Source organism: Bradyrhizobium sp. 44 (genome assembly GCF_023073095.1).
Taxonomy (GTDB): domain Bacteria; phylum Pseudomonadota; class Alphaproteobacteria; order Rhizobiales; family Xanthobacteraceae; genus Bradyrhizobium.
Genome location: NZ_JADPIY010000016.1, coordinates 87,130 through 110,530 on the forward strand (window position 1 = coordinate 87,130; position 23,401 = coordinate 110,530).

A 23,401-nucleotide genomic window follows, 5' to 3' on the forward strand; every position below is an offset into this window, starting at 1 on the left:
CAGTCTCCGTTGTGGTTCTGCCTAGATCGGGCGAGGGAACCGGAACAATGATCCGGCCCCGCGGTTGAAGGCGCACAACAATCACTGGAGACATAAGCACATGAAAACCCGTCTTGCGATTTCGTTGGCTGCCGCGTCGCTGCTGGCGTCGAGTGCAGCCTTTGCTCAGTCGACGACCGAAGAGGGCGCCAGGAACGGCGCACGCGCGGGCGGCGACATCGGCGGTCCGGTCGGTGCGATGGTCGGTGGTACCGTCGGTGCAGCCGTGGGCGCCGGCCTTGAAATTCCGAACGCGATCCTGGGCGGAATTCCGCGTGATGATTCCGTCGTGGTTCACGAGCGCGTCGTGGTCGGCGAGCCCCTGCCGCCGACCGTGGTGCTGCGGCCCGTGCCGAACTACACCGAGTATCGCTATGCGGTCGTGAACGATCGCCGCGTGATCGTGGAGCCGCGCACGCGCCGCGTCGTCAAGATCATCGACTGATCGATCGGAGCGTGAGCTTTGAAAGGCGGGCCCTGCGGAGCATCACTCCGCGGGGCCTTGGCTCGTCAGGGCCGAATTTGCGCGAAACCGCGTCAAGGCCCAATCGGCGACGGTCGCGAGGGCGAAGCCGATGCAGGTGGTGCCGGCATCGACCAGAAAGTCCTCCAGCCGCGCATGTCGTCCCGGTGCCCAGAATTGCATCAGTTCGAGCAGGCCGATCAGCACCACAGCGATGGCTGTAGCCGACAGGCGGCGGCGCGGATAGGCGAGGCCGAAGGCTAGTCCCACCAGGACGAAGGCGAGGGCGTGTTCACCGTCCTGGCCAAGGTCGGAATGGGGCCGCAGGCCGGGCGGGCCGAGGGTTGCAAAGGCGACGGCGGCGGCAAGCAGCCAGGCAGAGGAGCGAACCAAAATGGACATCCGCACCGCTTAGCATGGATTGCAGCAGCCTGCCGAGGGGCCGGGATCAGATCGCCGTGTAGTTAATGACAAAACGTTAAAGCGGCTCACGCACGCCCAGGCCGTGCATGAAGCGTTCCCGGATTTGTACGGGGTCGCGTCGGGTGGCGCCGACGCCAGACTTGTCATCGATACGAACGGCGATCAGGCTCGGCTCGCCGGCCGACATGGCTTCTTCGACCAGACGCTCGAAATCCTCCTCGTCCGCGGCCCAGGCGCTGTTGGTAAGCCCGGAGCCGGTCGCGATGGCGACGATGTCAGCCACGTTCGCGGCCGGTGTCGGCTGCGCGCCGGTGATCTGATAGATGCCGTTGTCCATTACGATCATGGTGAGGTTCTTCGGCTTCAACGCCGCAATCGTCGAGAGCGCGCCGAGCTGCATCAGCAGCGAGCCGTCGCCTTCGAGCGCGAAGACGCGCCGGTCCGGCTGCGCCAGCGCCACGCCCAGCGCGATCGGGAAGGCGAGCCCCATGCTGCCGAGCATGTAGAAATTCTGCGGACGGTGGCCGGCGGCCCAGAGGTCGAAATTGGTGTTGCCGATGCCGCCGATCACGGCTTCCTCGTGCTCGAGTTTCGCGATCAGGCGCGAGGTGACGTCGAAGCGGTTCATCACTTTGGTGTTGCGCGCGTCTGTATTCATTTGAGCCGGCCTCACTTGTCGAACACCTTGCCGCCCGTGAGCAGCGGGTTGAGGATCAGCGCGACCGGCGCCTGCGTCGTCATGGCCTGCTTGATCGAGCGGTCGGCAATGAATTCGAGCTCGTCGAGCCGGGTGATGGTGTGATGCTCCAGCGCCAGAGAATCCAGCACCGGACGCATGGTGCGGCAGACCAGTGACTGGCCGTAGTTGAATTCGCCGAGCGTGCCGCGTTCGGACACGAACATGATCAGCGGAATCTGGTAGGGCACCGCGAGCGAGGCCAGCACGTTGGCGAGCGTCGCAAAGCCCGAGGTCTGCATCAGCACCGCACCGCGCCGTCCGCCCATCCAGGCGCCCGAGACGATGCCGACGGCCTCCTCCTCGCGGGCGGTGGCAAAGGTGGTGAAGAACGGATCGGCGTGCAGGTTCTTGATCAGCGGCGTCAGCACGCGGTCGGGCACGTAAGGGACGAGGCTGATCTCGTTCCGCTTCAGGGTTTGCAGGACGATGCCGTGCCAGCTCTTGTCGCTGGAGGTCTGCGCCGCCTCGGACGAGGTCTGTTGCTCCGCAATCGCCATTGCGTTCTCCCTTCGGCCGCGCATGCTTCTTGGTGTTTTGCCTTTGTCGTGGCCATCGTCTTGGCCGTCGCGGCGGTCTGCCGAACTTGACGCAGGCAGCGGGATTGTCAACATGCCCGGGCTGCACCGTGATCTGCGCCAGACGACCTGCCGCGGCCGGTGCCGCCGTGTCATAAGCGGCAATAACAAGAGAACGGAGGAACGCATGACAGGAGCGCGCGAAGCGCTGGCCCTGCGGATCTCCTGGAGAGAGCCGGAAGGGTCCTGATGTCCGTCAACAGCAAGCGCGTCTTCTACGTCAAATATTTGGCCAACTCGATCTACATCGACATCCTGAAGGCGCGGCCCGACGTCCGGCTCGATCGCATCGAGAACGAGAGCCCCGAGGACTTTTTCGCGCCGATCATCGAAGCGGCTCATGTCTACCAGATCGGCGCCGCCCGCGACGAACTGGCCCCGCACTTCCATGTCGATGCTGCCTTCCTGAAGCGCGCGCCGAACCTGCTGCTGGTCTCCAGCAACGGCGCGGGATTCGATCCTGTCGACGTCGAGGCGTGCACCGATGCGGGCGTGCTGGTCGTCAACCAGTCCGGCGGCAATGCCCATTCCGTCGCCGAGCACGCGCTGGCGATGATGCTGACGTTGTCCAAGCGCATCATCCAGTCCGACCGCAAGCTTCGCAGGGAGGCCAACGTCAACCGCAACGAGCTCGTCGGCAACGAGGTCGAGCACAAAACGGTCGGCATCATCGGCCTCGGCAATGTCGGCCGGCGCATCGCCGCGTTGTGCCAGGGCCTGCTCGGCATGAAGGTGCTGGCCTATGATCCTTACCTCACGGCCGAGGTAATGGCCGAGCGGGGCGGCGAGAAGGTCGAGCTTGACGAGCTGCTGCGCCGCGCCGATTTCGTCTCGATCTCCTGTCCGCTCAACAAGGGCAGCCGCAACATGATCAGCGTGCGCGAGTTCGCGCTGATGCAGCCGCATGCTTATTTCGTCACCACGGCGCGCGGCTTCATCCACGATGAAGATGCGCTGCTCCAGGCGTTGCGCGAGAAGCGCATTGCGGGCGCCGGTCTCGACGTCTGGTCCAAGGAGCCGCCGCCGCCGGAGCATCCGCTGCTCCAGCTCGACAACGTGCTGGCGAGCCCGCATACCGCGGGCGTCACGGTCGAGGCACGGCAGAATATGGGTCGGATCGCCGCCGAGCAGGTGCTGCATACGCTCGACGGCAAGCGCCCGCCGCGCATCATCAATCCCGAGGTCTGGCCACGCTATGCGGAGCGATTCAAGCAGGCGTTTGGTGTGACGCCGGGGTAGTCGGAGGTCGCTTTGTCCTTCCGGTTTGCGATGCTGCTGCTGCCCGATCTGCCGGTCGCTACGACGCGCCATGGAATGACCGGCGGGCGGGAACCGCGCCCGACTTTGATCCGCGTCAAAATCTCCCTCCCGGATTCCGGCTAAATGGGATTAGAGTGAGCGCCGCCGGGGCAGGCAGGAGGTCCCATGTCAACTTATGTGGTCAGGTTCATGAAGGACGTGCTCGGCCAGTACGGCCGGCAGATCGAGGTGTGCCAGGGCACGCTCGAGGTCGACGCTTCCGACGAGGACGAAGCCAAAGAGCGGGCGAAGGCAAGGTTTTGCGCGGACCAGGCGTTGCACCACTGGTCGTTGCATGCCGACCGCATCCAGGTCAGACCGGCTGACTTTCCGTCGTGAGGGGCTTGGCGGCCGGGCGCCGTGAGGTCACGCTGGCGCCGAGCGGGACCGCTGCACCGTCTCAGTCGAGCAGCTTGTCCAGTGTGATCGGGAAGCGGCGGATGCGTTTGCCGGTGGCGTGATAGACGGCGTTTGCGATCGCCGCCGGGACGCCCACAATGCCGATTTCGCCAATGCCCTTGATGCCGAGCGCGTTGATATGCGCGTCCGGCTCGTCGACGAAGATCACGTCGATGTCGTGAACATCCGCATTCACCGGGATGTGGTACTCGGCGATGTTCGCGTTCATGATCCGGCCGAAGCGGTGATCCATCACCGTCTCCTCGTGCAGGGCCATCCCGATCCCCCAGACCACGCCGCCCATGATCTGGCTGCGGCCGGTCTTGGTGTTGAGAATCCGTCCGGCCGCGACTGCGCTCACGACCCGCGTCACGCGAATGACGTTTAGCTCTTCGTCCACCTTGACCTCGGCAAAGACGGCCGAATGGGTGTTACGCGCGTGCTTCTTGTCCTCGCCGAACTGGTTGAGCTTTTCCTTCTCGATACGCTCGACGCCGCCGTGGCGCATTGCGTCCGCGATCGAGACCGCGCGGTTGTTGTCGCTGGCCCTGGCAATGCTGCCGTCGGTCAGCACTGTATCGGCCAACTCGGCGCCGGCGAGCGGCGAGCCTGGCATCTTTCCGGCCAGATCTAACAGCTCCTTGCGCACCTCCTCGGCGGCGGCGAGCACCGCATGTGCGCTCGAGGCGGCCATCCAGGAGCCGCCCTCGACTGGCGCCTGCGGCAAGGTCGAATCAGCGAGCCTGACGCTGATGTTCTCGATCGGCAGGCCGAGTGCGTCGGCCGCGACCTGCGCCACAATGGTGTAGGTGCCGGTGCCGATGTCGGATGCCGCGCAAGACACCTCGGCATGTCCGTTCGACGTCAGCACGATACGGACGGCGACTGGCATCTGCAGTGCTTCCCACACACCAGTGGCCATGCCCCAGCCGACCAGCTCCTTGCCGTCGCGCATCGAGCGCGGCGCAGGATTGCGTCTGCTCCAGCCGAAGGCGTCCGCGCCGCGCGCGTAGCATGCCCGCAACTGCTTGCTGGTGTAGGGCAGGTTTTCGCTCTGGTCGCGGTCCGAGTAGCACTTCAGCCGCAGGTCGACCGGGTCGAGCTTGAGTGCGACGGCAAGCTCGTCCATCGCGCATTCGAGCGCGCAGACGCCCGACGCCGCGCCCGGTGCGCGCATGTCGCAGGGGGTGGAGACGTCAAGGTGGACCAGCTTGTGGGACAAGTGGCTGTTCGGGCTGCGGTAGAGCTGTTCGGCCCAGCCGGTATCGTTGCGGGCAAAATCCTCGTAGCGCGAAGTTACGGCAATGGCCTCGTGCGTGACCGCATGGAGCGTACCATCTGACTTTGCGCCGAGCCCGACGCGCTCGATTGTCATTGGCCGGTAGCCGAGCCCGTACATCTGCTGCCGTGTCAGCACGACGCGAACGGACCGTTTCAGCGCGAGCGCGCCGAGCGTTGCCAACACCACCTGATATTGCGGCCGCAGGCCGGAACCGAAGGCGCCGCCGACGTATGGCGAGATCACCCGAATGTCCTCCGGCTTCCTGTCGAACACGCCGCAGAGAAATTTGTGGACGTTCTGGACGCCCTGCGTCTTGTCATAGATCGTGAGCTTGCCATTGCTGTCCCAGACCGCCGTGGTCGCATAGAGCTCCATCGGGTTGTGATGCTCGGTCGGTATCACGTAGTCCGCCTCGTGGCGCACATCAGCTGCCGCAAGGGCGGCTGCGGCGTCGCCCCGCGGCTTGTGCGGCTTGTCCTTCTCGGCGGCGTTGCCGCGCTCGCCTTCGAGGTCGGTCGCAAAACCATGCTGCTCATAGTCGACCCGCACGAGCGTCGCGGCGAATTTCGCGGTTTCCCAGTCCTCCGCGACGACCAGTGCGATCGGCTGGCCATTGAACTTGATTTTGTCATCATAAAGCGGACGGAAAGGCGAGCCTTCCTCGGGCGCCACCTCGTCCTTCCACGCCTCGTCCTTATCGGCCAGCGGCGGACGGTTCGCATGCGTGAGCACGTCGAGCACGCCCTTGATCTGCAGCGCCGCATTGGTGTCGAGGCGGGCAATGCGCCCGCATGGAATGGTGGCCTCGACAACGAAGCCATGGAGGAGCCTGTCGGCCGGAAATTCGCCGGCGTATTTGGCGGCGCCGGTGACCTTGTCGCGGCCGTCGACACGCGACGTTGGCGTTCCGACATAAGCGTTCATGGGGTCCTCACGCGATCTTCTTGTGGGCCTGGGATTGCGGCGTGGCGTTCGCCGCCTGTGTGAGCGTCCGCACGATGGCGCGGCGTGCGAGCTCGACCTTGAAGCCGTTATGTGAGCGGGCCGTTGCTCCCTGGAGCAAGAGATCCGCGGCGTGCGAGAAGTGATCGGGCGTTGCGGCCTGGCCGCGCAACGCCGCTTCGGCTTCGAGGCTGCGCCAGGGCTTGTGCGCCACGCCGCCGAGCGCCAGGCGTGCCCCGCTGATCGCGTTGCCCTCCAATTCGAGTGCGGCGGCGACCGAGACCAGAGCGAAAGCATAAGACATCCGGTCGCGAATTTTTAGGTAGCTGTAGTTTGGTGCAAAGCCGCGCGGCGGCAGCTCGATCGCCGTGATGATCTCACCGGTGCCGAGATTGGTATCGACATGAGGCTTGTCGCCGGGCAGCCGATGGAAATCGGTCAGCGCGATGGTGCGTTCGCCGGAGGGACCCGCGACGTGCACGAGCCCGTCCAGCGCGGCAAGCGCCACGCTCATATCGGATGGATTGGTCGCGATGCAGGCGGCGCTCGTGCCCAGGATCGCATGGTTGCGGTTCAGCCCGTCCATCGCCGAGCAGCCGCTGCCGGGATGTCGCTTGTTGCAGGGCGTGGCCGTGTCATAGAAGTAGGCGCAACGCGTTCGCTGCATCAGATTGCCACCAACGGAGGCCATGTTGCGCAATTGCGCCGACGCGCCGGCTAGGATCGCGCTGGCGAGCAGGGGATAGCGCTGCTCGATCAATGGATGGTAGGCGAGGTCCGAGTTCGGCACCAGGGCGCCGATGCGCAAGGACCCGTCGGTCGTCTCCTGGACCTCCCGGAGCGGCAGGCGGGAGATGTCGATCAGCCGGGAGGGGCGCTCGACATTCTCTTTCATCAGGTCGATCAGATTGGTGCCGCCGGCAATCAGCTTGGCGCCGGGATCGGCGGCGAGCAGGCGGATCGCGTCGGCGACATCCGTGGCTCGGGCGTATTGGAAATTGTTCATGGCTGGCCCATTGCCTGCTGGATGGCGGCGACGATGTTCGGATAGGCGCCGCAGCGGCAGAGATTTCCGCTCATCAGTTCCCGGATCTCGTCGGCATTATGGGCACGGCCTTCGGCGAGCAGTCCGGCTGCCGAACATATCTGTCCCGGCGTGCAATAGCCGCACTGGAAGGCGTCATGGTCGATAAACGCCTGTTGCACGGGATGCAGTGTGGCGTCCTTGGCAAGACCTTCGACAGTCGTGATCTCCGCGCCGTCCTTCATGACGGCGAGCGTGAGGCACGAATTGACGCGCCGGCCATCCACCAGCACGGTGCAGGCGCCGCACTGACCATGGTCGCAGCCCTTCTTGGTGCCGCTCAGCGCAAGATGGTCCCGCAAGGCGTCGAGCAGCGTGGTCCATGGCACGAGATCGAGCGTGTGACTGACGCCGTTGACGACAAGATGGATCGGGATTCGTTCGGAAATCTGATGCGTGACATCGCCCATGTCCTGCTCCCTGCGACGGCGACCGTGCCGGACGTCAGCCGTGTTGACGCGGGGGCACGCCTCCGCCGGCCAATAGCGCCCAACGGACCACCGACCGGTTGGTTCCTTGCAGGCAGTTCGCCTTTCCGAGAGGTTGCGGTCAGCGCTTTGCTTCGCCGAACACCACATTCGGCACGGCGCGGTTGACGACCTCGCGCAGCGCGAAGCTCGATTGGACCCGCGCGACGCGCGGCAGGCGCGACAGCTCCATGCGGTGGATGCGCTCGAAATCCTGGATGTCGCGGGCGAGCACGATCAAAATGTAGTCGTCGGTCCCCGACATCAGGAAGCAGCGCACGACGGACGGGCATTTCACCACCTCCGCCTCGAACGCCTTCAACGCCTCATCGCTCTGGCTTTCCAGCGCGATGCGGACCAGTACCGTGGTGGTGAGGCCGAATTGCGCGAGGTCGAGCGTGGCCTGATAGCCTTGGATGTAGCCGTCGTCCTCAAGTGCCTTCTGCCGCCGCGCGAGCGCGGTGCTGGAGAGCCCAACCTTGTTGGCGAGCTCGGTGTGGCTGGCCCGCGCATTGGTCGTGAGTTCCGCGAGGATGGCGAGATCTTTCCGGTCCAGGGCCAAAGTTTCGTTTCCAGCGTGAAAGGGCGTTTGCGCGCCGGAAACCGGCGCAGGGACGCCAAAGCTAGCGGATATTTGCACGAAACCAAACCGGGCAGGTCGCTACGATCATGAGGTGAATCAAAAGGAGGCCCGGGATGCGCGTCGGTGTGCCCAAGGAAATCAAAGTGCAGGAATATCGCGTCGGGCTCACCCCGGGTGCGGTCCGCGAATATGTCGCGGCGGGGCACGAGGTGACGGTCGAGACCGGTGCGGGTGGCGGCATCGGCGCCTCCGACGAAGTCTACCGGCGGGCAGGGGCGATCATTGCCGACAGCGCACGCGACATCTTCGCGAACTCCGACATGATCGTGAAGGTGAAGGAGCCCCAGAAAAGCGAGTGGGCCCAGCTCCGCGACAGCCAGATCCTGTTCACTTATCTCCATCTCGCGCCGGATCCCGAACAGGCCAGGGGTTTGCTCGCCTCCGGCTGTACTGCGATCGCCTATGAAACCGTCACCGACGCGGCCGGTCACCTCCCCCTGCTTGCGCCGATGAGCGAAGTCGCCGGCCGCCTCGCCATCGAGGCCGCCGGCGCCGCGCTCAAGCGCTCGGCTGGGGGCCGCGGACTGCTGCTGGGCGGCGTTCCCGGCGTGCAGCCTGCGCGGGTCGTCGTACTCGGCGGCGGCGTAGTGGGAACGCAAGCCGCGCGCATGGCCGCGGGCCTTGGCGCGGAGATCACCGTGATCGACCGCTCTATTCCTCGGTTGCGGCAGCTTGATGATCTCTTCGCCGGGCGCGTACGCACCCGCTTCTCCACCATCGAATCAGTTGAGGGGGAGGTGTTCGCTGCCGACGTCGTGATCGGCGCGGTGCTGGTGCCGGGCGCGAGCGCGCCCAAGCTCGTCACGCGTGCGATGTTGACATCGATGCGACCGGGCGCCGTGCTGGTCGACGTCGCGATCGATCAGGGCGGCTGCTTCGAGACCTCGCACCCGACCACGCATGCCGATCCGACCTATCTGGTCGACGGCATCGTGCATTATTGCGTGGCCAATATGCCCGGCGCGGTGCCGGTGACGTCGAGCCAGGCGCTGAACAACGCGACGCTGCCGTTCGGCTTGATGCTTGCGAACAAGGGTTTTGCTGCAGTGCTGGAAAATCCACATCTGCGCAACGGGCTGAATGTGCATCGCGGCCGCATCACCAACAAAGCGGTGGCCGAAAGCCTCGGGCTGGAGTTTGCTCCGGTGGGGAGCGGGCTGGCGGCGTAGCGTTGCTGCTCATACCGGCTTGCGATGGCGGCTGCCGAGCGCGGCTTCGATCGTCTCAGGCTTCTCGATGCGTTCGATCAGCATGTCGATGCGGTCGCCGCCCCAGAACAGCTCGCCGTTGAATACCATGGTCGGCACGCCGAACACGCCGAGCGCTTCGGCCTCGTCGATGATGCGGTCATGCTCGGCGCGGGCGGGGCCATGGATGTAGGCTTTGAACTCACTGGCTGAACCACCGCAGGACGTGATGACGACCGTGATGGCGGCGAGATCGTCGATCTCGAGCTCATGGCTCCAGAAGCGCCGAAACACCGCATCGTGATACGGACGGAAGAAGCTGTGCTGTTGGGCGAACAGCATGCCGACGCTGGAATAGAACGCGTCGTAGATCCGCCGGGGCCCTTTCATGACGAGCCCTTGCGCATTGGCATAGCGCCGAGCGTCCATATAGGCGTAGCGCACCTTGCGCCAGAAATGCGGCGTGCGCTCTTCCACGGTCCCCATGAATTCGGCAACGCGCAGCGTATAGGGCAGCCATTCGAGCTCGACGCCGTGCGTCTCCTCGAGTTCGAACAGGCGCTTGTTGGCCACGAATGCGTAGGGGCTCTTGTAGTCGGTGTAGATGCGCACGCGGGGGTTTGGCATTGGCAGATTCCTTTCATACGCGCGGCGCTACCTGCTCGCCGTGGCTTCGGTGCTCAAATAGGCCGGAAGAAGAAAACTATTGCCCCGGGTCCGTCCGGCGGAAGGAGTTTCCTCTTCGGGAGGCAAAAAAGCCAATCGCTTCCATTGCTGTTTGGGGCCGAAACGACGACATTTCCTCCAGAAATTGATGGATTGACTGCCATGGAACGCACCAGGTTTGAGCCTTTCGGCGAGCAATTGGTGTCCGCAACGGACACCCAGCCGCGCTCGCGCGGGTCAAAGCTGCTGCTGCGGGTCGGCACCGGCCTGTTCTGGTCGCTGGTCGCCGGCATCGTGCTGGCGCGTGCGGCCTTCTTCGAGCCCGGCGTCTATGACGGCTTCAGCCGCGTCGCCTCGCTGGCCAAGAGCCTGATCTTCTAAGGCGCGCGCCTGACCTTCCAGGCCGGATTATCCCGGACTGAGGATAGAACTTCCCTGAGCCCTGATATGTCGAAAACTTATTTCCCAATCGGATGGCGCTGCGTATAAATCCTTCTCCTCGGGGAGAGATTTGTGTCGCAGAATCAAGCATCCAGTCCGGCCGACGCCAAGCCGACCACGGCCACTGGCCGCATTGTCGCGCTGATTCCCGGGATCCTCCTCTGCATCGCCGTGGCCGGTGTTTCGGCCCTGCTCGAACGGGCGGAATTGGGCGTCTTCGAACATCCCTATGTCGAGGCGCTGGTGATGGCGATCTTGCTCGGCATGGCCGTTCGCAGCTTCTGGAAGCCCGCGCCGCGCTGGCAGTCCGGCATCGCCTTCAGCGCCAAGCAGCTGCTCGAAGTCGCCGTCATGCTGCTGGGGGCCTCGATCAGCTTTGCTGCTATCGCGGCATCCGGCGTCGCGCTGTTGGCCTCGATCGCGGCCGTCGTTGTGGTCGCGCTCTGCGTTTCCTTCGGCATCAGCCGGCTGCTTGGTCTCTCGACGCGGCTCTCGATCCTGATCGCCTGCGGCAACTCGATCTGCGGCAACTCGGCGATTGCGGCGGTGGCGCCGATCATCGGCGCCAACAATGACGAGATCGCATCCTCGATCTCCTTCACCGCCATCCTCGGCGTGATGATGGTGCTCGGCCTGCCGCTGCTGATCCCGCTGCTGCAGCTATCGGCCACGCAATACGGCATCCTCGCAGGCCTCACCGTCTATGCCGTGCCGCAGGTGCTTGCGGCGACTGTGCCGGCGGGGCTCGTCTCGACGCAGATCGGCACGCTCGTCAAGCTGATGCGGGTGCTGATGCTCGGGCCGGTCGTCGTCGGCCTCTCGCTGACGGCCTCGCGCTGGCACAGCGACGCCAAGAAGACCAATGTCGGCTTTTTCCGCCTGGTCCCGTGGTTCATCCTCGGCTTCCTTGCGCTGGCGACCCTGCGATCCCTGGAGATCGTGCCAGGCACGGTGGTTGGTCCGGTGACGAAGATCACCAGCTTTCTCACGGTGGTGTCGATGGCGGCGCTGGGTCTGGGTGTCGACGTTCGTGTGCTGGCCAATGTCGGGGGCAGGGTGACGGCGGCCGTGACGCTGTCGCTGATGCTGCTGCTCGGCATCAGCATCGCACTGGTGCACTGGTTCAAGTGAAGGCGGCTGTAGCCGCGAACTCTTCTTCCTTCGCGCAAGGGGAGAAGGGAACTAAGAGGGTAAGCGTCGAGAAATCGCTAAATCACATCCGCGAGCGAATGCCCGTGCAGCTCGATGTTCAGCCCCTGCATGCCCATGTCGTTGAGCTCGCCGCCCATCGCTTTGATGCTCTCCTCGCGGATCAGCGACATCAGTCCGCGGCGCAGCGCCAAAAACTCCGATGACATCATCATCGCCTGCTGCCGCGGCCGCTCGAGCGGGATCGGAATCTCCGCCTTGATCGAGCCGGGGCGTGCGGTCATGCAGTAGACACGGTCGGACAGGAAGATCGCCTCGTCGATGTCGTGGGTGACGAACAGCACCGAAATCTTCAGCCGCTGCCACATGTTGGTGAGGATCTGCTGCATGATGACCCGGGTCTGCGCGTCGAGCGCGCCAAAGGGTTCGTCGAGCAGCAACACTTTGGGTCCCGTCGCGAGCGCGCGGACGATGCCAACGCGCTGCTTCATGCCACCTGAGAGTTTCTCGGGGTAATGCTTTTCGAAGGCTTCGAGGCCCGCGAGTCCCAGCAGCGTGCGCGCGGCGCGCTCGCGCTGCGAGCGTGGCATGCCGCGCATCTTCAGGCCGAACTCGACGTTCTCCCGCACGGTCTTCCAGGGAAACAGCGAATATTGCTGAAACACCATGCCGCGCTCCGCGCTGGGGCCGTTCACCTTCTCGCCGTCGACGGTGACGATGCCCGTGGTCGGCTTGAGGAAGCCGGCGACCGCGTTGAGCAGCGTCGACTTTCCGCAGCCGGAGGGTCCGACGATCGAGACGAACTCGCCAGGCTTCACATGAATCTGCGTATCGGTGACGGCTTCGACCGGCCCCTCGATGCTGTCGTAGCTGAGGGAGAAGTTCTTGACCTCGATATGGCCCTGCGGTGCCTTGACAACGATCTCACTCATCTTGACCTCCACGGCATCACCAATTGTCCGGCGCCTCGGATCAACATGCTCGATCCGAGGCCGAGCACGCCGATCGCGATCATGCCAAGCGCGATGTCGGCATACTGAACCAGCGAATAGGCCTCCCAGGTGAAATAGCCGATGCCGTACTGCCCCGAGATCATCTCGGCGGCGATCAGCGACACCCAGGCCACGCCCATGCCGACGGTCAGGCCGGTGAAGATGTGCGGGAGCGAGGCCGGAAAATACACATCGCGGAAGATCGAGCGCTCCCGCGCGCCGAGACATTGCGCGGCACGCACCAGCACGGGATCGACCAGCGACATGCCGTGCAGCGTGTTGACCAGGATCGGGAAGAACGAGCCGAGGAACGTGATGTAGACGATGCTCTGCTCGTTGGTCGGCCACAGCATGATCGCCATCGGCACCCAGGCGATCGCCGGGATCGGCCGCAGCACCTCCGCGACGGGGAAGATGATCTCGTGGACAAGCTTGAAGCGGCCCATGATCAGGCCGAGTGGCACGGCGACTATTGCCGCGAGCGAGAAGCCGAAGAAGATGCGCCGGCAGCTCAAGAGGACGTGCAGCAGGAATTTCGGATCGTGGATCGCCTTGGTGAAGCTCGCATAGACCGCGAGCGGCGAGGGCACGTTGGTGAAGCGCACGAATAACACGACGCGATAGGTCGTCAGCAGATGCCAGACCAGAAGAAAGGCGAGCAGCGAGATGATGCCGATCGCGGTCGCGCGCAGCCCGCCCCGGTTGAGCCGGTACCAGCGCAGTGCGAGCGTGCCGAAGGAGGGTGGAGACGCGGGTGGCGTGGAGGCGGGCATGGCGCTTGCCTCCGCGATTGCACTTGCCGGCATGCTGTCCTCGGAATGTCTGAGGAGGGCGGGACTGCTCACGTCTTGCTCCCGCTGACCGCCGCCTTCACCGCGTCGTCGAAGCCGAGCACCTTGCCGCTGATCTTGGCGGCATAGGCTTCGGCATCCTTCTTCAGCAGGAACGGCGCAACCTCGCCATTGCCGACCGCGAAGAAAGCCTGGTCTGCGAACAGCTTGATGCCGCGGGTGGTATCGAAGACGTAGGCGACGTTGATCTTCTTGCCCTTGGCCTTGTAGTCGGCATAGGCGCCGAGCGTGCAGCTGGCTGACGAGAAGGGCATGATGCCTGAATCGTCGACCCAGACCTCGCCGGCCTTGCGCGGATCGGAGATCGGTTTCTTGCAGAAGGAATCGTCGCCGGAGATCTCGTAATTCTTGGTGCTCGCAAGCTGCGAGTCATAGTCGAGCTTCATCTCGGCATAAGCTTTTCGGATGTAGCTGTCATCGACCCATTTCTTCGGGTCGAACTCCTTCATGTGGCCGAGGTTCTGCAGCACCTTGACGTCGGCCGTGGCGGCATCGATCAGCGCCGGCTTGACCGTGGGATCGGTGGTCATGTTGCCGCTGGGGCCGAGGAAGATGTAGACGACCTCCTTGCTGATGCCGGTCCATTCCTGGATCTTCTCGGCGGCGAGCTTGGGATCGTCTCGCAGCCATTGATTGGCGGCGATCACGGCCTTGAAGTAGGCGACGACGACCTCAGGGTATTTCTCGGCGAAATCGGTGCGGACCACGATGCCGTGGAAGGTCGGGAGATTGGTCTCGACGCCGTCGAAGATCTTTCGCGCAAAACCGCGGAACGGCAGCAACTCGGCGAACGGAACGAAGTCGGCATGAGCGTCGATCTTCTTCTCCTGGAGATTGGTCGAGCCGACCTCCGGGCTTTGGCTGACCAGCTGGAAGAAGTCCGACGCGTAGCCGCGGTCCTGCATCGCCTTCAGCACCATGCCGTGCGCGGCAGAGCCGAACGGCACGCTCACGAGCTTGCCCTTGAGATCGGCAAGATCGTAATAGGGCGAATCCTTGTGAACGACGATGCCGTTGCCGGAGCCCGACAGGCTGTAGGCGGCGATGCCGATCAGCCGGCTCTTGCTCTCCGGATTGCTGTCGAAAGTGAAGCCGTTCACGATCAGCGGATAGTCGCCCATCATGCCGATCTGCAGCTTGTTCGCCATCATCGCGTTGGTGACGGGCGGGCCGGAGGTGAAGTTCTGCCACTCCAGCTCGAACTTGATGTTGGCGTATTTGCCGTCCTTCGGCAGATATTTTTCGAGGAGATGGAGCTGGCGGATGACGACGCCGGCGGTCACCGTGTTGGTCGTGGTGTCCTGCGTTCCGATGCCGAGCGTGACGGTTTCCGCCGCGGCCGGCTGCGCGAGGAGAAGCGCCAGCGACGTCACCGACATCGCGATCGAGAGCGTGGGAAGATGGCGGACCATTCTCATCCTCATTCGGTTGGATGTGCTGTGGTTGCCATGATTGGGTGAGGGCGTGGGCAGGGCAAATCCGGAATGAGCGCCACAGTCGATTAGTTGCCGGGAAAAGTTGATTGCATACTCCTTGGGCAGTCCTGCACTATAAAGCTGCTTGCACGGGCACCGGCCCTAGTCAGACCCTTGCCCTCGCATCTCTTCCAGCACGTCGGGCCGGCAGACCACGATCTGCGAGCGCTTGGTCAGCACGATTCCCTTCTCCTGCATGCGTTTCAGGCTGATCGTGACCCATTGCCTGGTGGCGCCGACCATGTGGGCGATATCCGCATGGGTGAAAGCTGCGGCGATCACCCGGCCGTCGGCGTCCTCGACGCCATAGAGGTCGACGAGATGCAGCAACAGATGCGCAAGGCGCTGTGTGATCGAGCGCGTTCCCAGCATCTGGGCCAGCGCCGAATAGCACTTGCCCTTGAAGGTCAGGCCTTCGATCAGGCCGATCGCGAGGTTCGGAATCTCGACCGCAAGCGATCGCAACTCCTTTCCGGGCAGATGCACCACGCTGCAATTGCTGGATGCCACGCCGGACCATTGATGCACGGTGCCTTCGAACACTTCCGGCCCGCCGACGAAATTGCCGACATGCCAATAGGCCAGCGTGATCTCGCGGCCGAGCGGGGAGGTGTAGAACACCCGGATACGGCCGCTCTCGATCAGCCAGATACCGTCATGCTTCCCACCCTGGCTGAACAGCGTCTGGCCGCGGTTGAGCACTTTTCGGCGGCCCTGCTTCAGCACCAGCTCCCGCTCGCGCTGGCTGAGCTTGTCCATCAACGCCGGCGGTCCGCCGATCCATTGCTGGTTCTCGGTGAGCAGCAGCGAGGAACCGCCGGCAGGCCGGACCGTTGCGGGAACCGTCCCGCGAACCACATTGGCCGCTGCCTGCAACATCATCTGCCTCCGGAACGTTCAAACCGTTCTAAAGAGGAGCAATGTCCGTGCCAGATTCACTCCGCTGTCATCGCCCGGCTTGACCGGGCGATCCAGTATTCCAGAGACGTCAATGGGTTATCGAGAAGCCGCGGCGTACGGGATTCCCCGCCTGCCGCCTACGCTAAAAGCTTCGGCGCCCCTGGGCCTGAACCCCGGCGAAGCCTTGGCGTAGCCGGGTCGCGGGGAATGACAGCGGAGTTTGGAGGACGACCTGTGGCGTCTACCGCCCCGCCAGGCTCAACAAATACGGCTTCGGGTAAATCCCCCGATTGTGCCCATCCGAGAACGAGATGTTCAGCCCATAACCGAGATCGCCGATCTCGGTGATCGCGATGCCTGGAAATCGCTCGGGGAAGCGGCCGTCGAAGCGGGCGCGGGTGCAGTGGGCGCATTTGCAGGAGAGGCGGAGCGTTTCCGCCGGCAAGTCCAGCGTGTCGTCCTTAGCGGTGCGGACGCGGAGCGTCGCGAGGTCGGCGCTTGCTTCGTAATCTGCCACGGTCGGTGCCACCAAGGTCATGACGTGTCTCCGACCATTCTCTACGTTGCCGCAGCGCTGCTGCGATAGCAACTAATTGCCAGGCGCAGGTGCGCGACGCTGATCTTCGCTGCCTGCCGTTCGATCATTGCGCACGAAATGTGAAACTAATCGACCGGGAATTTCAGTTCGGCGTTGCCGGATTCCTGTCTCTCCGAAACCTTGTGCGCAATCGAGATCAGGAGAGACAATGAACGCATTTCAGAAGGAAACGGTCCTGTCGGTCAGGCACTGGACCGATAGCCTGTTCAGCTTCACCGCGACGCGCGATCCGGGCTTCCGCTTCCAGAACGGCCAGTTCGCGATGATCGGGCTGGAAGTCGAGGGCAAGCCGTTGCTGCGGGCCTACAGCATGGCGAGCGCCAATCACGAGGAGGCGCTCGAATTCTTCTCGATCAAGGTGCAGGACGGTCCGCTGACCTCGCGCCTTCAGAAGATCAGGGAGGGAGACGTCATCCTGGTCGGCCGCAAGGCCACGGGCACGCTGATCACCGGCAACCTCATTCCCGGCAAACGCCTGTTGCTGCTCTCGACCGGAACGGGGCTCGCGCCGTTCGCCAGCCTGATCAAGGACCCCGACGTCTACGAGAATTACGAGACCATCGTGCTCGCCCATGGCTGCCGCCAGGTCTCCGAGCTCTCCTATGGCGAGCACCTCGTCGAAGGCCTGCGCAATCACGAGTTCTTCGGGCCGCTGATCCGTGACAAGCTCGTTTACTATCCCACCGTTACCCGCGAGCCGTTCAGGAACCGCGGCCGCATCAGCGACCTGATCGCGTCGAACCAGCTGTTCGACGATATCGGTCTATCAGTCCTCGACATCGAGACTGACCGCATCATGCTGTGCGGTAGCCCGGCGATGCTGGAGGAACTTCCCGCGATGTTGTCCGCGCGCGGGTTTGCCGAGGGCAATCACAGCCGGCCCGGCCATTTCGTGATCGAAAAGGCCTTTGTCGAGCGCTGACGCGCAAATCGCAGCCCGGCGACAACTAATTGCTATCGCCGGGACGCCTGCTGAACAAATCTGATGCAAAGGCGCCGGATCTGCCGGCGGACCAGGAGCAAGCGATGTCACTAGATCAGATCGTCGACGGACTTTCGGAGGTTTCCTGCGACGTGCTCGTCATCGGCGGCGGCACGGCCGGCCCGATGGCGGCGTTGAAGGCGAAGCTGAAGAACCCGAAGGCCAACGTCGTCCTGCTCGAAAAGGCCAACGTCAAGCGCTCCGGAGCGATCTCGATGGGCATGGACGGCTTGAACAATGCCGTCATTCCCGGCTATGCGACGCCCGAGCAGTACACCAAGGAAATCACCATCGCCAATGACGGCATCGTCGATCAGAAGGCGGTCTACAAATACGCGCAAAATTGCTACTCGATCATCGAGGAACTCGACAGCTTCGGCATCCGCTTCCTGAAGAACGAGAACGGCGACTACTCCGTCAAGAAAGTGCACCACATCGGCACCTACGTGCTGCCGATGCCGAACGGCGAGACAGTGAAGAAGGCGCTGTATCGCCAGCTCCGCCGCGCCCGCATCCTGATCTCCAACCGCTATATGGCGACGCGCCTGCTCAAGTCCGCAGACGGCCGCATTGCTGGCGCGATCAGCGTCAATACCCGCACCGCCGAGATGCTGGTGATCAAGGCCAAGGCCGTTATCCTGTGCATGGGCGCCGCCGGCCGTCTCGGCCTGCCGACCTCCGGCTACATGTTCGGCACCTACGAGAATGCGGCCAATTCCGGTGACGGCTATTCCATGGCCTATCACGCCGGTGCGGCTCTGGCGAACCTCGAATGTTACCAGATCAATCCGCTGATCAAGGACTATAACGGGCCGGCCTGCGCCTATGTCGCCGGTCCCTTCGGCGCCTTCACCGCCAACAACGAGGGATCGCGCTTCATCGAATGCGATTACTGGTCCGGCCAGATGATGCTGGAGTTCTACAATGAGCTGCTGTCCGGCAAGGGCCCGGTGTTTCTCCAGCTCAAGCATCTCCATCCCGATACCATCTCGGAGATCGAATCGACCCTGCACAAGGTCGAGCGTCCCACGCGCGGCCTGTTCCAGCAGGGGCGCGGCGTCGACTATCGCAGCGAGTCGATCGAGATGCATATCTCCGAGATCGGCTTCTGCTCCGGCCACAGTGCGTCGGGCGTGTTCGTCGACGACAACGCGCGCACCACCGTGCCGGGCCTCTATGCCGCCGGCGACATGGCCAGCGTGCCGCACAATTACATGCTCGGCGCCTTCACCAACGGTTCGGTCGCCGGCATCGACGCGATGGAGTTCGCGGACAATCACGACTTCGCGGAATTCGACGCGGCCGATGTCGCCAGCGAACGTGACCGCGTGATGGCGCCGACCAAACGCGAGGACGGCATTCCGCCGAACCAGATCGAGTACAAGACCCGGCGTCTCGTCAATGACTATCTCCAGCCGCCGAAAGTCACGCGCAAATACGAGCTCGGCATGCGCCGGCTCGCTGAAGCGAGGGAAGACATGCAGGAGCGCATGATCGCGCGCAATGCGCACGAACTGCTCCGCGCGCTCGAAGTCCAGTCGATCATGGATTGCGCGGACATGGCCGTGCATGCCTCGCTCTACCGCGAGGAAAGCCGCTGGGGCCTCTATCACTGGCGGACGGATTTCCCGGAGAAGGACAACGAGAACTGGTTCTGCCACACGCTGCTCAGCAAGCAGGACGGCAAGATGACCAGCGAGAAGCGTGCCGTGGAGCCCTATATCGTGCCGATCGCCGACGACGAGAAGGATCTCTACGACAAGCAGCGCATCCGCGCCACCGCCTGACCCGCCGCACAAACAACAGGAGACATACGATGCCTCTCGCTTCTTATCAGACATCGGTTCCGGTGGTCGTCGACGACGCCAAATGCATCGCGGACAAGGGCTGCACCGTGTGCGTCGACGTCTGCCCGCTCGACGTGCTGCGTATCAGCGATATGACCAACAAGGCCTACATGGCCTATGACGAATGCTGGTACTGCATGCCCTGCGAGGCGGATTGCCCGACCGGCGCCGTCACCGTCAACATTCCATATCTCCTGAGGTAGTCATGTCGAGCCCGTTCGAATCCTACGACGATCTCGAAGATGCCGACGAGCGGCTCCAGGCCGCCGATCCAGGGGAGCGCCGCGTCGCCATCATCGCGCTCGGCCATTCCGGCGATCCCGCAGCGGTCGGCCATCTCGCCAAAATGGTTGCCGATCCCGATGCCGGCGTCCGCCAGCAGGTTGCGATGGCGCTCGGCGAGTTCGATGGGCCGGAGGCCGCCAGCGCGCTGGTCAAGCTGCTTGTCGACCCCGAAAGAATCGTCGCGGCCGCCGCGGCCGACAGCATGGCGGAGTTCAAAGATCCCGCCTGCGCCGAAATCATCCTGCCGCTGGTCAAGCATGCCCACGCCTTCGTCCGCATGGGGGCGTTGCGTGCGCTGAAGGAGCTGCGCTGCAAGAACACCTTGAAACCCGCGCTCGAAGCGCTCCAGGATTCCGATGCCGCCGTGCGGGTGCAGGCGATCGGCGTGATCGGGTTCCTCAAGCTGGAGGAATCGATTCCGGCGCTGACCGCGCTGATCAACGATCCGGACGCGCATGTGCGCCGTGCTGCGGTGAGCGCGCTCGCCTTCTCGCAGATGAAGCCCGCGGCCGAGATGATCACGCGCGCCTTGAAGGATTCGGACTGGATGGTGCGGGAGATGGCCGCGGAAACGCTGGGCCTCAATGTCAACGGATCGATTGCCGCCGACCAGCTCATCGCTTCGCTCAGTGACGATTTCTGGCAGGTGCGTCTGAAGGCAATCCGCAGCCTTGGCCGGATGAAGATCGAGCGCGCGGTTCGCCCGATTGGCAATTGCGTCAACCACGACCAGGCCAATTTGCGGAAAGAGGCGGCTGCTGCGCTCGGCGAAATCGCCCATCACGACGGCGAAGCCTTCCTTGCCGTCATCGCCGACGATCCCGATCCCGAGGTGCGCAAGAACGCGCGCTGGGCGCTTCAGCAGATTGCGGCGCTAAAAGCGCGGGCGGGGGCATAGAAGCGCGGCGGGCTGCCGCGCTGGACTTCCCGTCCCAGACGTTTATTGGTCTTCGCCAATGTGATAGGCCTCCGCGAGCGAGGCCGATCCGAAAAGAGCGAGGATGCGCCCATGACGACATTGACGGTTAAGGATCTTCTCCCCGAGGACGGCACGCGGGGAACGCTTGTCGGCCGCGTCTGGCTGCCGCAGGCGAATGGCCCGGCCGTGGTCGCCGTGCGTGGCGATGGTGTATTCGACGTCACCGCAAAATTCCCGACCGTCAGCGCACTCTGCGAGGAAGACAATCCGGCAAAGGCGCTTGCCGCGATCAAGGGCGAACGCATCGGCGATCTCGAGGCTATCGTCGCCAACACGCCGCCCGATCAGCGCGATGCGAAAAAGCCGTGGCTGCTCGCGCCGGTCGATCTCCAGACGCTGAAGGCGGCGGGCGTGACCTTCGCCATCTCGATGCTGGAGCGCGTGATCGAGGAGCGGGCGAAAGGCAATCCGGCCTCGGCCGAAGCGATCCGGCAAGAGGTGACGCGGCTGATCGGCGACGATCTGTCAAAGCTCAAGCCCGGTTCGGACCAGGCGATGCATCTGAAGCAGGTGCTGATCGACCAGAACGCCTGGAGCCAGTATCTCGAGGTCGGCATCGGCCCCGATGCCGAGGTCTTCACCAAGGCGCCGACCTTGTCGTCGGTCGGCACCGGCATGGATGCCGGGCTGCATCCGAAGTCGACCTGGAACAACCCCGAGCCGGAGCTGGTGCTGTTCGTCTCGAGCCGCGGCAAGATCGTGGGCGGCGCGCTCGGCAACGACGTCAATCTGCGCGACTTCGAGGGCCGTTCGGCGCTGCTGTTGTCGAAGGCCAAAGACAACAACGCCTCGTGCTCCATCGGCCCGCTGCTGCGCCTGTTCGACGACAGCTTTACCCTCGATGACGCCCGCAAGCTCGACATCAGCCTGAACGTGAAGGGGCAGGACGGTTTCGTCCTCGACGGCCATTCCTCGATCAGCATGATCAGCCGCGACCCGACTGATCTGGTCGAGCAGACCATCGGCAAGGTGCACCAATATCCTGATGGCTTCGTGCTGTTCCTCGGGACCATGTTCGCGCCGGTCAAGGATCGCGGCGCGCCGGGACAGGGGTTCACCCACAAGCGCGACGACATCGTCACGATCTCGGCACCCCAGCTCGGCAAACTCGTCAACCGCATGCGGACCAGCGACGAGTGCGAGCCCTGGACGTTCGGCATCGGTGCGCTGATGAAGAATCTGGCGCAGCGGAAGCTGATCTAGCTCACTGCCCGCCGGGTGTGGGGGACTCTCCACGAGTCGCCTTGCTCGATAGACGAAGAAGCTCTCCCCACCGTCATTGCGAGGCAAGCGAAGCAATCCAGAATCCCTCCGCGGAAAGACTCTGGATTGCTTCGCTGCGCTCGCAGTGACGGGGAGAGAGGTTGCGGGTACGTCTTTCACCGTCCTTGCAGAGGTGCCCTCATCCCAACCGCTGTACCATTTTTTCATCTCCGCGTTGCATCGCTGGAACAAAATCGCGCTGGGCGTGTCATACCCGAGCCTTCCTGCCAGCCATCGCACCGATCCAAATAGTCAGATAATATGACTAGTCGGAACCAAACTTCCGTGAAATAGTCCCTCCCGCCGGCCTCAAAGGTCGGCCTGTGGGTGCGATGCTACCAATCGGCGCCCCGGATAACATTTGGGAGATACGCCTGATGATCCTCAAAGCCCTCTTTGCGGCCAGCGCCACTGCCGCGTTGCTGCTCGCGCTGCCGGCGAACGCCGCCGAGCTCACCATCGGCTTCTCGCAGATCGGATCGGAATCCGGCTGGCGCGCGGCCGAGACCTCGGTTTCCAAGCAGGAGGCCACCAAGCGCAAGGTCAATCTCAAGATCGCCGACGCGCAGCAGAAGCAGGAGAACCAGATCAAGGCGATCCGCTCCTTCATCGCGCAGAACGTCGATGCGATCTTCCTCGCGCCCGTCGTCTCGACCGGCTGGGACTCGGTGCTGAAGGAAGCCAAGGAGGCCAAGATCCCGGTCGTGCTGCTCGACCGCGACATCGATCCCTCCGGGAAGGAGCTCTATCTCACCGCCGTGACCTCCGACAGCGTTCACGAAGGCGAGGTCGCCGGCGACTGGCTGGCGAAGACCGTCGGCGCCAAGGCCTGCAACATCGTCGAATTGCAGGGCACGGTCGGCGCCAGCGTCGCTGCCAACCGCAAGAAGGGTTTTGACACCGCCATCGCCAAGCATGCGAACCTGAAGGTGGTACGCAGCCAGACCGGCGACTTCACCCGCGCCAAGGGCAAGGAAGTGATGGAAAGCTTCATCAAGGCCGAAGGCGGCGGCAAGTCGATCTGCGCAGTTTATGCGCACAACGACGACATGATGGTCGGCGCGATCCAGGCGATGAAGGAAGCCGGCCTCAAGCCGGGCAAGGAGATCCTCACCGTCTCGATCGATGCGGTCCCCGACATCTTCAAGGCGATGGTCGCCGGCGAAGCCAATGCCACGGTCGAGCTGACGCCGAACATGGCTGGCCCCGCGCTCGATGCCATCGCCGCCTTCAAGGACAAGGGCACCGTTCCGCCGAAATGGATCCAGACCGAGTCGAAGCTCTACACGCCCGCCGATGATCCGCAGAAGATCTACAACCGCAAGAAGGGCCTCGGTTACTGAGGCCAGAGTGTCGCCGGACGGCCGTGTTTCGGCAGTCCGGCGATCCCGCTCGAAACCGCCGCGCGAACGAACAGGCTCCGTGTCCGCA

At 63.7% G+C, this 23,401-nt stretch carries 25 protein-coding genes; 12 read left to right on the top strand and 13 right to left on the bottom strand.

Annotated features, from left to right (window positions below; all coding sequences use genetic code 11):
* Window positions 1-100 precede the first annotated feature (100 nt).
* A complete protein-coding gene (locus IVB41_RS16965; protein WP_007593296.1) occupies window positions 101-484 on the top strand; it encodes a DUF1236 domain-containing protein in 384 nt (127 codons plus the stop codon).
* 42 nt (window positions 485-526) lie between these two features.
* On the opposite strand, the gene IVB41_RS16970 is transcribed toward IVB41_RS16965, so the two are convergent.
* The 3 genes from IVB41_RS16970 to IVB41_RS16980 form a co-directional block, all read right to left on the bottom strand.
* On the bottom strand, window positions 527-904 hold the full coding sequence (locus tag IVB41_RS16970) for a VanZ family protein (RefSeq protein WP_247288887.1): 378 nt from the start codon (window positions 902-904) through the stop codon (window positions 527-529).
* Between the two features lie 76 nt (window positions 905-980).
* A complete protein-coding gene (locus IVB41_RS16975; protein ID WP_247288888.1) occupies window positions 981-1,583 on the bottom strand; it encodes a thiamine pyrophosphate-dependent enzyme in 603 nt (200 codons plus the stop codon).
* Window positions 1,584-1,594: 11 nt separating this feature from the next.
* Window positions 1,595-2,161, bottom strand: coding sequence for a thiamine pyrophosphate-binding protein (locus IVB41_RS16980; RefSeq protein ID WP_247359817.1), 567 nt, complete (start codon window positions 2,159-2,161; stop codon window positions 1,595-1,597).
* Between the two features lie 267 nt (window positions 2,162-2,428).
* Here IVB41_RS16980 and IVB41_RS16985 point away from each other — a divergent pair, with 267 nt between their 5' ends.
* Both IVB41_RS16985 and IVB41_RS16990 read left to right on the top strand, forming a co-directional pair.
* A complete protein-coding gene (locus IVB41_RS16985; protein ID WP_247359816.1) occupies window positions 2,429-3,478 on the top strand; it encodes a hydroxyacid dehydrogenase in 1,050 nt (349 codons plus the stop codon).
* Window positions 3,479-3,664: 186 nt separating this feature from the next.
* Window positions 3,665-3,877: a hypothetical protein gene (locus IVB41_RS16990; RefSeq protein ID WP_247433024.1), complete on the top strand. Its 213-nt coding sequence runs from the start codon at window positions 3,665-3,667 to the stop codon at window positions 3,875-3,877.
* 61 nt (window positions 3,878-3,938) lie between these two features.
* Here IVB41_RS16990 and IVB41_RS16995 read toward each other — a convergent pair whose 3' ends face one another.
* From IVB41_RS16995 to IVB41_RS17010, 4 genes are all read right to left on the bottom strand, one after another.
* Window positions 3,939-6,143 (bottom strand): xanthine dehydrogenase family protein molybdopterin-binding subunit, encoded by a 2,205-nt coding sequence (locus tag IVB41_RS16995; protein WP_247433027.1) that lies wholly within the window; start codon window positions 6,141-6,143, stop codon window positions 3,939-3,941.
* A 7-nt stretch (window positions 6,144-6,150) separates the two neighbouring features.
* Window positions 6,151-7,167, bottom strand: coding sequence for a xanthine dehydrogenase family protein subunit M (locus IVB41_RS17000; RefSeq protein ID WP_247433029.1), 1,017 nt, complete (start codon window positions 7,165-7,167; stop codon window positions 6,151-6,153).
* The gene (locus IVB41_RS17005) at window positions 7,164-7,655 is read right to left on the bottom strand and encodes a (2Fe-2S)-binding protein (protein ID WP_247433032.1); all 492 of its coding nucleotides are present in this window, start codon (window positions 7,653-7,655) and stop codon (window positions 7,164-7,166) included. The genes IVB41_RS17000 and IVB41_RS17005 overlap by 4 nt, the downstream gene beginning before the upstream one ends.
* Before the next feature lie 139 nt (window positions 7,656-7,794).
* Complete coding sequence (locus IVB41_RS17010) at window positions 7,795-8,274, bottom strand: Lrp/AsnC family transcriptional regulator (RefSeq protein ID WP_027569165.1); 480 nt, start codon at window positions 8,272-8,274, stop codon at window positions 7,795-7,797.
* A gap of 134 nt (window positions 8,275-8,408) precedes the next feature.
* On the opposite strand from IVB41_RS17010, the gene ald reads away from it, so the two are divergent.
* Window positions 8,409-9,524, top strand: coding sequence for an alanine dehydrogenase (gene ald, locus IVB41_RS17015; protein ID WP_247433037.1), 1,116 nt, complete (start codon window positions 8,409-8,411; stop codon window positions 9,522-9,524).
* Window positions 9,525-9,533: 9 nt separating this feature from the next.
* Here the strand turns inward: ald and IVB41_RS17020 are convergent, their stop codons facing one another.
* Window positions 9,534-10,169, bottom strand: coding sequence for a 2-hydroxychromene-2-carboxylate isomerase (locus IVB41_RS17020; protein WP_247433040.1), 636 nt, complete (start codon window positions 10,167-10,169; stop codon window positions 9,534-9,536).
* Window positions 10,170-10,370: 201 nt separating this feature from the next.
* Here IVB41_RS17020 and IVB41_RS17025 point away from each other — a divergent pair, with 201 nt between their 5' ends.
* Both IVB41_RS17025 and IVB41_RS17030 read left to right on the top strand, forming a co-directional pair.
* Window positions 10,371-10,589 (top strand): hypothetical protein, encoded by a 219-nt coding sequence (locus IVB41_RS17025; RefSeq protein ID WP_007593267.1) that lies wholly within the window; start codon window positions 10,371-10,373, stop codon window positions 10,587-10,589.
* A 132-nt stretch (window positions 10,590-10,721) separates the two neighbouring features.
* Window positions 10,722-11,780, top strand: a complete 1,059-nt coding sequence (locus IVB41_RS17030; RefSeq protein WP_247288896.1) for a putative sulfate exporter family transporter — start codon at window positions 10,722-10,724, stop codon at window positions 11,778-11,780.
* 77 nt (window positions 11,781-11,857) lie between these two features.
* Here the strand turns inward: IVB41_RS17030 and IVB41_RS17035 are convergent, their stop codons facing one another.
* The 5 genes from IVB41_RS17035 to IVB41_RS17055 form a co-directional block, all read right to left on the bottom strand.
* Entirely contained in the window at window positions 11,858-12,730 is an 873-nt protein-coding gene (locus IVB41_RS17035; RefSeq protein WP_027569169.1) for an ABC transporter ATP-binding protein, read from the bottom strand.
* Window positions 12,727-13,635: an ABC transporter permease gene (locus IVB41_RS17040; protein ID WP_407062486.1), complete on the bottom strand. Its 909-nt coding sequence runs from the start codon at window positions 13,633-13,635 to the stop codon at window positions 12,727-12,729. The genes IVB41_RS17035 and IVB41_RS17040 overlap by 4 nt, the downstream gene beginning before the upstream one ends.
* A complete protein-coding gene (locus tag IVB41_RS17045; RefSeq protein WP_247433046.1) occupies window positions 13,632-15,053 on the bottom strand; it encodes an ABC transporter substrate-binding protein in 1,422 nt (473 codons plus the stop codon). Before IVB41_RS17045 ends, IVB41_RS17040 begins: the two co-directional genes overlap by 4 nt.
* A gap of 165 nt (window positions 15,054-15,218) precedes the next feature.
* Window positions 15,219-15,998, bottom strand: coding sequence for a Crp/Fnr family transcriptional regulator (locus tag IVB41_RS17050; protein ID WP_247433051.1), 780 nt, complete (start codon window positions 15,996-15,998; stop codon window positions 15,219-15,221).
* Window positions 15,999-16,257: 259 nt separating this feature from the next.
* The gene (locus IVB41_RS17055; protein ID WP_027569172.1) at window positions 16,258-16,554 is read right to left on the bottom strand and encodes a gamma-butyrobetaine hydroxylase-like domain-containing protein; all 297 of its coding nucleotides are present in this window, start codon (window positions 16,552-16,554) and stop codon (window positions 16,258-16,260) included.
* Window positions 16,555-16,762: 208 nt separating this feature from the next.
* On the opposite strand from IVB41_RS17055, the gene IVB41_RS17060 reads away from it, so the two are divergent.
* The 6 genes from IVB41_RS17060 to ytfQ all read left to right on the top strand — a co-directional run bounded on the left by IVB41_RS17060 (window position 16,763) and on the right by ytfQ (window position 23,313).
* Window positions 16,763-17,536, top strand: a complete 774-nt coding sequence (locus IVB41_RS17060; RefSeq protein ID WP_247433054.1) for a ferredoxin--NADP reductase — start codon at window positions 16,763-16,765, stop codon at window positions 17,534-17,536.
* A gap of 104 nt (window positions 17,537-17,640) precedes the next feature.
* Complete coding sequence (locus IVB41_RS17065; protein ID WP_247433057.1) at window positions 17,641-19,383, top strand: fumarate reductase/succinate dehydrogenase flavoprotein subunit; 1,743 nt, start codon at window positions 17,641-17,643, stop codon at window positions 19,381-19,383.
* A 29-nt stretch (window positions 19,384-19,412) separates the two neighbouring features.
* Window positions 19,413-19,646 (top strand): ferredoxin family protein, encoded by a 234-nt coding sequence (locus IVB41_RS17070; protein ID WP_007593252.1) that lies wholly within the window; start codon window positions 19,413-19,415, stop codon window positions 19,644-19,646.
* Between the two features lie 2 nt (window positions 19,647-19,648).
* Window positions 19,649-20,626 (top strand): HEAT repeat domain-containing protein, encoded by a 978-nt coding sequence (locus tag IVB41_RS17075; RefSeq protein ID WP_247433060.1) that lies wholly within the window; start codon window positions 19,649-19,651, stop codon window positions 20,624-20,626.
* 111 nt (window positions 20,627-20,737) lie between these two features.
* Window positions 20,738-21,910, top strand: a complete 1,173-nt coding sequence (locus tag IVB41_RS17080) for a fumarylacetoacetate hydrolase family protein (RefSeq protein WP_027569175.1) — start codon at window positions 20,738-20,740, stop codon at window positions 21,908-21,910.
* 437 nt (window positions 21,911-22,347) lie between these two features.
* A complete protein-coding gene (gene ytfQ, locus IVB41_RS17085; protein ID WP_249802689.1) occupies window positions 22,348-23,313 on the top strand; it encodes a galactofuranose ABC transporter, galactofuranose-binding protein YtfQ in 966 nt (321 codons plus the stop codon).
* Window positions 23,314-23,401: the final 88 nt, after the last annotated feature.